This is a genomic window from Bradyrhizobium sp. Crot121, assembly GCF_059512385.1.
On sequence record NZ_JCAMOR010000147.1, the window covers coordinates 1 to 8875 of the forward strand.

Here is an 8875-nt window from a genome sequence, read left to right on the forward strand (position 1 = left end):
GGTGATCTTCGCAATCACCGGACTTACCATGACCGCTCCAGCCTCTCAGCCTTTTGCAGAACCTTCCGCACACTACCGAGCTTGACCAAACAAACCGCATGAAAGCGCAGAGCGGGCGCAAACGTTGGCCGCTGCCTCAGAGCACGGGACGTCCATTTGAAGGCCTCGTCAAAGCGCCTGGCCATCAAGTAGGCGCACCCTAGAGCCGACATCGTAAAGAATGCTTCCGGATCGAATGGGCTGAGACGGAGGGCTTGCAGAAGCGCTGGGACTGCCTCGTCGAGCCGTCCGGCAGTTGCGAGTGCCCAGCCGCGCAGGGCAAGCGCCTGCGCGCAGTTGGCATTCAGGGAGAGCGACCGGTCGTACAGTTCGAGGGCACCCTCGGGGTCGACGCGCAGCTGCCACATCACGAAGCCCACCATCCACAGCACGGATGGATCGTGGTCGCCATCCTGCAGCGCCTCCCGGCCGAGCCGGACTGCGATCGCCTTTTCTTCTTCCGGTACGGTTGCCCAGCCCTGAGGATTGCGCCACGCATAGCAGCGCGCCGCAAGCGCCTTCGCCAGCGCAAAGTGCGGGTCGATCGCAATCGCCTGGCCGAGGAGCACGATCGCTTTATCCAGGCTCTCGCGATTCAGCGTGTAAAAGTGTGGTAGCGCCCGGAGGTACCACTCGTAGGCGTCCAGCCGCTCGGTCGGCTTGCAGCGGGCTCGGGCGATTTCGGCCTCACGCAGAGAAGGCTCGATAGCCCCGACGACGCTGGACGTCACTTGGTCCTGCAGGTTGAAGACATCCGCAAGTTCACCATCGAACCTATCGGCCCAGATGTGCCGGCCGGTCTCCGCTTGGATGAGCTGGCCTGTGATGCGCACCCGCCCTCCCGCCTTGCGCACGCTGCCCTCGAGCACGTAGCGAACGCCAAGGTCGCGGGCGACCTGCTTCACGTTGACCGGCCGGCCCTTGTAAATGAAACTGGAGTTCCGGGCTATGACGAAGAACCACTTCACCTGCGAAAGGGCCGTGATGATGTCCTCCACCATGCCGTCGGCGAAATAGTCCTGCTCCGGATCGCCGCTCATGTTCTGGAACGGCAATACCGCGATCGACGGCTTGTCTGGAAGCCCGAGGGGTGGAGCAGTCTCGGTCGTTGGCCTTACCGACTCTACCGTAGAAGAGTTCGTGTCAATCCGCGAACGCCAGGCGCGCATCGGCTCGGCGATATTCTTCAAGCTTTGCGATCCCATATCGTCGAACGTGATGTCGACCTTGCCACGAATCTGCCGATAAGCATCGTCGGAAATGCAGACACCGCCGGGCTCCGCGATGCCTTCGAGACGCGCGGCGATGTTTACGCCGTCGCCAAAGATATCGTTGTCGTCGATGATGATATCGCCGACGTGAATGCCCATCCGGAATTCGATCCGGCTCCCCTGCGGCACATCAGCATTTCGTTCGGCCATTTCGCGCTGGGCTTTAACTGCGCATCGCGTCGCGTCGACCGCGCTCGCGAACTCCACCAACATGCCGTCGCCGGTCGTCTTGACGATGCGTCCGCGGTGCGCGGTGATCGCAGGATCAACGTGCGTTCTTCTCAGAGCCTTTAAATGCGACAGCGTTCCTTCCTCGTCGGAGCCCATCAAGCGGCTATAACCGGCCACATCCGCCGCCAAAATGGCTACCAATCGCCTTTCTACGCGGTCACTCACGTCGTACCCCGGCTCGGGAAACCCGCGCGCCAACATAGCACGCTAGCGACCCGCTGTCCGGCTAGGCCTAACGCCCGAAACGGGTCAAAACCAGTAAGGCTCGCAATGAGCACAAAATTTCCAGTCCCCCGAAAGCGGACATTCCGCGCTCTTCGCGTTTATGAGTACAGGCCCCAGTCTAGCCGTAAGCAACGCCCGGATTGCTTTGCCCAACTTCTATAATATAGCCATCAGGATCGCGAATGTAGCATCGCGTCTCGCCGTATTTGGGCTTCGGCTCCGTGATGAACTCGGCTCCTCGACTTCGCCACAGTTCATAACACGCTTGAATATCTGCAACGCGGATATTCATAAAGCTGCTGACTAAATCGGGATCGGCGGGGACGCTGAGCGTTACAGATGGTTTGTCGGGTGTCGGACCGCCCCCGGGGTTAACAAGGAGCCACGTGTTCGCGATCTGGATGTACCCCGGTGCGCCGCTGCTGTCGCCTCTGCTCAGAATGACACCTCCGAAGACCGTCTCGTAAAATCGCAGCGATCGCTCGACGTCGGCGACGGTGAGAAAGTGCGCGACGGTAAACCCATCCTCCGGCGGCATCTGATAGCTTTTCTGCTCGACTTGTACTTGGTTCATAGATGACCTCCAATTTGGATATCGTATTTCTCAGTTCGCCAGAAGCTGCATTGGATCTCTCACTTAGCCAATCCAGAGCTTCAGAAGCTGATCGATGGAAACCGGGCCAGCACCGGCCGCAATAAAATAAAGCAGCATCAACGCGTACATCACTTCCGGCTGGTAAAGCCAATCGTCGACACGATCTGCCCGATCAATCGGCTTGTAGCTCGCAACTACCGTTGCAGAGTTCGTAAAGAGGGCTACCGCACAAATCACCAGAAGGCCAAGGGCTGCCAGCGGCGTGAGAAATCCGACTGCGACGCCTAGGCCGCCAAAAAATTCAACTCCGGGAACAAACCATTGCAATATGCCAACGTGTGGGATGTTAAGGACCCTAAGCGTCTCTACAAATGTCTTATGTCTTTCCCTATTCGTAAGCTTATGAAATCCGGACAAGACGAAGAACGACCCGAGCGCAAAGCGCATCGCCGCGATCACGGGCAATGTTCCTCCAATTCCGTCAAGCATGTCTCGCACGGTTAAGTGCCTTTGCGCTTCGACGATGCCGGTCACCTGACCAGGACCGGCTTGGTATCCGGCGTATCCTGATATTTCATCCGTGCCGGACTGCGTGCGCGGTCACTGAAGATGTTTTCATGTGTCGTACCGTTTAGCCGTAAGCGAACCCCGGCTTGCTTTGCCCAACTTCTATAATATAGCCATCAGGATCGCGAATGTAGCAGCACGTCTCGCCGTACTGTTCCTTCGGCTCCGTGATGAACTCGGCTCCTCGACTTCGCCACAGTTCGTAACACGCTTGAATATCTGCAACGCGGATATTCATGAAGCTGCTGACTAAATCGGGATCGGCGGGGACGCTGAGCGTTACCGATGGCTTGTCTGGTGTCGGACCGCCCCCGACGTTGACAATGAGCCACATATTCGCGATCTGGATGTACCCCGGCGGCCCTCTGCTCAGAATGCGACCCCCGAAGACCGTTTCGTAAAATCGAGCCGATCTTTCGATGTCGGCGACGGTGAGAAAATATGCGACGGTAAACCCATCCTCCGGCGGCATCTGATAGCTTTTCTGCTCGACTTGTACTTGGTTCATAGACGCCTCCAATTCGGATCTCTATGGTATTCCTATTCTGGCTGCCGTATCTGCCTGACGCGCTTTTTTTCGGAGCGTGTCTCGTTCCTGCCTCGGAGGCTTGGTCTCTGCTTCCTCTCGGAGTCGCTCGGCTTCCTTCGCCAGCCGATCAGGAAAGGTCAATGTGTTCGTGAAACGGCGGCGCTGCATGGCGCCACTCCCTAGGCGGGTGGGGCGGGAGCCGACCTCTCTCGGTCACCGATAGAAGCCAAGGGCCGCGCGGTGATGTAAGAAACCGTACTCCTTAAAATACGGTAGCGCGACCGATTTATTGTTGGCAGTTCGCGTAGGACAAATTAGGAAACTGGCGAGATCCTTCTGAATCTTGGGTGCGACCTTCGGATGTCTCCTCAGGGGCAAAAGCGCCGATTGGAAGGATCGACCAGTCACTTCCGATCTACCCCGATAAGCAGACGATTTCCGATCCCGCGCGGACTTCGCATTCGGGCCAGACTCGGAAGTTCCCGATTTTTGCGACGCTATTGCCCTCCACTTGCGAAAGTCGCCCAGGAACGGCGTTACCTCTCTTCAGCTTAGGGGCAGATACAACGGCAAAACCAACTAGGGAGCGGGCAATTGCCGAAACCAACGCCCGAAGTAAACTCGATCGATGCACCGAGACCGCTACTAATCTTACTCAAACGGTTGCTATCCGACTTTAATTGTCAGTATCCGGGATACCCGACGAATACCGACGGCTTTGCGCGGAGGATGATCCGATGGGGTCCAACAGTGCAGCTTCGATACTAGACCGCATTCTTGATACGGCGGCGGACAATCTCAGGATCGCAAAGATTCTGGTTCAGATGGGTCTCGATCCGAACAACATCACCTACGACGCACTATTCATCCGGCTGCTGGAAATCGTGCTGGCCAACATCACGCTCGCCAACATGTTCGCTCTCGTTGGCGCCATCTTTCTTACCGCTACCTTGCTGATGCAGACGATAGTGCCGCTGCGCGTCGCAAACATGGTCGGCTGCATGTTCTTCGTTGCCTATGGCGCGCTCTCGGGAAATGTCGGGGCTTTCATCCTCTATCTGCTCTTGCTGCCGATCAATGCAATCCGCCTCCGTCAAATGCTCAATCTGATCAAAAGGGCACGTATCGCGACGGAGGGCGATACCTCATTGGAATGGCTCAAACCATTCATGACTGAGCGCAGATATCGCCGGGGAGACAAATTGTTCAAGAAGGATGATCCAGCTTCCGAAATGTTCCTGACGGTCACAGGAACGTTTTTGGTCAGGGAAATCGGCGTCGAGCTTCCGCCGGGACGTCTCATGGGCGAACTCGGTTTCCTTACGCCCAATCGGCGGCGAACCGCGACCGTCGAATGCATCGAAGACGGGCAAGTGATGACTATTACTTATGAAAAGCTGCTCGAGATTTTTTTTCAGAATCCACAATTCAGCTATTACTCTCTTGTGCTGACCAGCCAGCGCTTGCTCGAGAACATATCGCGGCTGGAAGGAATTATCGCACAAGAAAAGACCGCGCGGCAGATTTTAGCCACGGATGACATAGCTTAACCCTTTGATGTCCGGCACTTTTGGTAACAGGACTTCCCGACGCAGCGCAGGTCTCGCGATGCAACGACGTCCGGTTTGGGGTCACAAGCGGCATTTGACGCCGCGCTGAGCGGCGTCCGGTCTACCCCGGTGAGCTGACGTGGCGATCTTCAATCCAGATTTCGGCCATGGGCCAACAGCAGAAGCCAACGGCACCCGGCCTCATTACGCCTGAGGACGCAGAAATCTACATCTTGTCGATGATCGACGAAACACCGTCTTCGGACGCGCTTTCTTTAGCAGCGGCAGCGACAATCGCGGGGATCACGTCCTCGGCACGATCAACGACAATGGGTTGAAGCAGGTGGTCTCTGTGAAGGAAACCTGCGCTGCGTATGTGGTCCAGCATCGCCATCATAGGCGCCCAAAAACCTTTGATGTTCACCAAGACCATCGGCTTACGGTGCTGCCCAAGCTGGGCCCAAGTCATGATTTCCACGATTTCTTCGACGGTACCGATGCCACCCGGAAGTGCCACGAAGGCATCAGAACGCTCGAACATTCTGTGCTTGCGCTCGTGCATGGTGTCTGTGATCGTCAAGTCTACGAACATCTTGAGCGCATCAGTCGTCGTTTCCCAGTTTGTGAGAAATCTCGGAATGATCGCGCCGACCTTGCCGCCGTTATTCAGTGTGCCGCGAGCGACCGCGCCCATCACACCATGGGTTCCGCCGCCGTAGATCAGCGTTAATCCCGATGCAGCAAGTGCGCGTCCTAATCGTTCGCCTGCCTCAACGTAGGCAACATCGTGACCGGGCGAGGAACCGCAATAGACGCAGACTGCTTTGATCTTGCTCATGTGAGGATAAACGCGATGCACGGCCATTGCGTCAAGCTTGTTTTTGCTCGCGAGAGTCCGCTAATGGAATGGTCCGGCCGTGCGCCGGCCCTGCCAGTGCGAGAAGCTGGCAAGGGGCGCTCAAGTCAAGGAGCACACCATGTCTCAGAAGCTCAACGCAGCGATCGCCGTGATCGGCATCGATATCGGCAAGAACTCGTTCCACCTCGTGGGTCATGATCACCGCGGTGCCATCGTGCTGCGACAGAGGTGGTCACGCGGCCAGAAACGCGGCTCGCCAAGCTGCCGCCGTGCTTGATCGGGATGAAGGCTTGCGTCGGCGCGCATCATCTCAGCCGCAAGCTCCAAATGCTTGGCCACGACGCCCGCCTGATGCCGGCGAAATACGTGCGCCCCTATTCGAAGGGGCAGAAGAATGACTTCCGAGATGCGGAAGCCATCGCCGAGGCTGTCCAGCGCCCGACCATGAAGTTCGTCGCGACCAAGACCGCCGATCAGCTCGACCTTCAGGCGCTGCACCGCGTCCGCGCTCTCGTCTATTGGCTCGGTGATTTGCTGGCGCTTCTCGCTCGGTCCTGATCATGCTTGGACGAGCCAGATCACGATGCCACCGGTGAGAATGGTTGAGCAGGCGAGCAACTGGGCGACCCAGAAGCCGGGTCCGCCGAAGATGGCGGAATCGTCAGGCATCGCGCAGCTCGCGGCAGGCTCGGCAAGTGACGGCCTCGTCATCTCGACAATAGATCGCGCCGGCCGGCGCGTCCTTGCCGCAGAGAGTCCAGAACAATCTGACGTCGGCATGGATGTCGGCGCCTTCGCAGGTGTGCACAAGGTCGCGCTCGTCGCACCAGTAAAGCGGGAGGCCGTCAATGGTGCGAAAGCTCGTGGCCGGTTCGGGCTCCGACCATGTGCGTTCTCCGGGGTCGTAAGGTTCGATTTCAATAGTTTTCATCGCTCTAGCTCCTTTCATCCGCTTTCGGCACCCCATATCGATCGGCCGACCCGGCGGGCAACGGCTCGCCTATTTGGTGTTCGATGGCCACGCCCTCCGGATCATTTTCCTTAAGCCACGCCTGCGCCTCATCTTCGGTATCGAATTTTTTGAAGGTGTCCCGTCCTTCGTAGATCCAGACTATTGTCATCAGAGAGACTCCTCAATCTAGGTCATCATCCGCCGTTACCGTCGCCTCGAAGTCCTCCGGCATCTCGGGAGGATTACCTCTGTTGCACCACGGGCACGGGGCGCCGGCTCCGCCGCATGTGCAAGCTCGCGGCCCTTCCCACGGCCTGTCCAGGTGGTTCTCGCACACAAACCGGCAGTTATCGCAACGCGCGCACCATCTCATCGCAAGTCCTCCCGCAAGCCTTTGAAGACTGGATGCCGCACCTTGCCCTCCGCCGACTTGGCGCGATACTCGATCTCGGCGAGCAGCTTCGGCTCGACCCAGATGCCCTCGTGCGCGATCCGTTTGGTGTAGGGTTGTGTCTTCCGGATCAGCGGCTTCAGGCGCTTCTGCAAGTCGGGCGCGGATGCCTTGTCGAAGCCGTGGTCGACCTTGCCGGCGTAGATCAGCTCGGCGCCCTTGCGCCGGCCGAGATAGATACCGTCCCATTTTCCTTCGTCCGGGGCAAAGCCGGCGATCGTCAGCGTCTCCCGCTGCGCACACGGTGTCTTCACCCAGTTGCGGCCGCGGCCTGAGACATAGGGGCTGTCGGCGACCTTCGAGACTACGCCCTCGTAGCCGACCCTGCAGGCGTGCTCGAACATCGCTCGGCCGTCGACCTCGAAGCTCTCGCTGAACTGAATGTCGGTGCCGGCGACGAGTTTCTTCAGCTCGGCTTTGCGCGTGGAAAGCGGCAGTTTTCGCAGGTCGTAACCGTCATGATAGAGAAGATCGAAGGCGACCAGGACTATCTTTTTCGATCGACCCTTGAGCTCGTTCTGCAGCACCGAAAAATCCGTGGTGCCGTCTTCGGCCGGCGCGACCACTTCGCCGTCGACGATCGCGCTGGCGGCGGAGATGTGCCAGGCGTCGTCGGCGATCTTGCGAAACCGCCTGGTCCAGTCATTGCCGCGGCGGGTGAACACCTTGATCGTCTCCTTGGCGAGGTGGACCTGGACGCGGTAGCCGTCGAACTTGATCTCATGGATCCATCTGGCGTCGGTCGGTACCCGCTCGATCTCGGTGGCCAGCGCAGGATCGATGAAGGCGGGGTAGGGAGCCTTGGCGCCGAGCGCAGCCGGCTTCTTACGCTGGAACGCCACCGCACGGAACTCCGACGCCACTCACCATTCAAAGTGGAGCAAAACAATTCGTTCCGAAGTTTGCAACCTGTCGACAGCCTCGTAGGTTGTTTCCCCGTGGCATTACCGTCCCATTCAGAGGCGGCACCCTTGGTCCCAGTTCTCTTCCCCCGAGAGAACTGGGACTTTTTTCTTCCACGGCACGCTAGGAACGGACGCTTTCGGAGCCGAGTTATGTGGAGGCACACACGGTCCCCTGACGTGTGTCGTGCAGTGGCGTGAACGGCAGCTCGGTCCCACCCCTGGCCGGGCTGCTTTCTTTGGGCCCCCTGCAGGATCGGTCGAACTTCCGATCTGGGAACCAGCGAATCCGTCCTATGTTTGCGTCATGACAACATTGGAGGCCAGAATGGCGAAAGCGAATAAGCAAACGCCCTAAACAGGACCGCGCGCGGGTTGCCGGGGGGCAGCGCTATGAGATCGATTACGAACCCAAAAAGACTGGTCGATCCGCACCGGCGGTGAAGAAGGCAGTCAAGAAGGTTGGGAACAGCGGGTCGAAGAGCGGCTCGCGCGAAGGTGATCTAACGGAACGAACAATCAGCTTACGCCACGTTTGTTCTTCGCATGACCTCGGGTTACGAGGCTCGGTCTCCTAGGCACGCCGGGCCTCGTGTTGCGAGGTAACGTGAGCCACCATCGCGTCCGGCACCTAGCCAAGCGAGAGTTCTGGCCCCCGTTTCTTAGGAGCGCGTGCTATTGTGTCGGCACACAGGAGGGAGACG

The 8875-nt window shown here is 58.5% G+C and carries 9 protein-coding genes and 2 pseudogenes; 3 read left to right on the top strand and 8 right to left on the bottom strand.

Annotation, left to right across the window (positions count from 1 at the left end):
- Positions 1–23: 23 nt before the first annotated feature.
- The 4 genes from AC5ZGW_RS44395 to AC5ZGW_RS44410 all read right to left on the bottom strand — a co-directional run bounded on the left by AC5ZGW_RS44395 (position 24) and on the right by AC5ZGW_RS44410 (position 3436).
- Positions 24–1682 carry an adenylate/guanylate cyclase domain-containing protein gene (locus tag AC5ZGW_RS44395; protein ID WP_496114125.1) on the bottom strand — a complete coding sequence of 553 codons (1659 nt, stop codon included), beginning with the start codon at positions 1680–1682 and terminating at the stop codon, positions 24–26.
- 202 nt (positions 1683–1884) lie between these two features.
- A complete protein-coding gene (locus AC5ZGW_RS44400; RefSeq protein ID WP_130230800.1) occupies positions 1885–2340 on the bottom strand; it encodes a VOC family protein in 456 nt (151 codons plus the stop codon).
- 63 nt (positions 2341–2403) lie between these two features.
- Complete coding sequence (locus tag AC5ZGW_RS44405) at positions 2404–2895, bottom strand: DoxX family protein (RefSeq protein WP_130230802.1); 492 nt, start codon at positions 2893–2895, stop codon at positions 2404–2406.
- A gap of 97 nt (positions 2896–2992) precedes the next feature.
- Complete coding sequence (locus AC5ZGW_RS44410; protein WP_130230804.1) at positions 2993–3436, bottom strand: VOC family protein; 444 nt, start codon at positions 3434–3436, stop codon at positions 2993–2995.
- A gap of 758 nt (positions 3437–4194) precedes the next feature.
- Between AC5ZGW_RS44410 and AC5ZGW_RS44415 the strand changes: the two genes are divergently transcribed.
- The gene (locus AC5ZGW_RS44415) at positions 4195–5007 is read left to right on the top strand and encodes a Crp/Fnr family transcriptional regulator (protein ID WP_130230806.1); all 813 of its coding nucleotides are present in this window, start codon (positions 4195–4197) and stop codon (positions 5005–5007) included.
- Positions 5008–5233: 226 nt separating this feature from the next.
- Here AC5ZGW_RS44415 and AC5ZGW_RS44420 read toward each other — a convergent pair whose 3' ends face one another.
- A complete protein-coding gene (locus tag AC5ZGW_RS44420) occupies positions 5234–5845 on the bottom strand; it encodes an LOG family protein (protein WP_130230808.1) in 612 nt (203 codons plus the stop codon).
- Positions 5846–5984: 139 nt separating this feature from the next.
- Here AC5ZGW_RS44420 and AC5ZGW_RS44425 point away from each other — a divergent pair.
- A pseudogene (locus AC5ZGW_RS44425) lies at positions 5985–6373 on the top strand (IS110 family transposase); the annotation flags it as partial.
- Between the two features lie 154 nt (positions 6374–6527).
- Here the strand turns inward: AC5ZGW_RS44425 and AC5ZGW_RS44430 are convergent.
- From AC5ZGW_RS44430 to ligD, 3 genes are all read right to left on the bottom strand, one after another.
- Positions 6528–6797, bottom strand: a complete 270-nt coding sequence (locus AC5ZGW_RS44430) for a hypothetical protein (protein WP_130230812.1) — start codon at positions 6795–6797, stop codon at positions 6528–6530.
- Between the two features lie 4 nt (positions 6798–6801).
- On the bottom strand, positions 6802–6987 hold the full coding sequence (locus AC5ZGW_RS44435) for a hypothetical protein (RefSeq protein ID WP_130230814.1): 186 nt from the start codon (positions 6985–6987) through the stop codon (positions 6802–6804).
- 200 nt (positions 6988–7187) lie between these two features.
- Positions 7188–8111: a non-homologous end-joining DNA ligase gene (gene ligD, locus AC5ZGW_RS44440; RefSeq protein WP_130230816.1), complete on the bottom strand. Its 924-nt coding sequence runs from the start codon at positions 8109–8111 to the stop codon at positions 7188–7190.
- A gap of 401 nt (positions 8112–8512) precedes the next feature.
- Between ligD and AC5ZGW_RS44445 the strand changes: the two are divergent.
- Positions 8513–8665 (top strand): annotated as a pseudogene (locus AC5ZGW_RS44445) (DUF3606 domain-containing protein); the annotation flags it as partial.
- Positions 8666–8875: the final 210 nt, after the last annotated feature.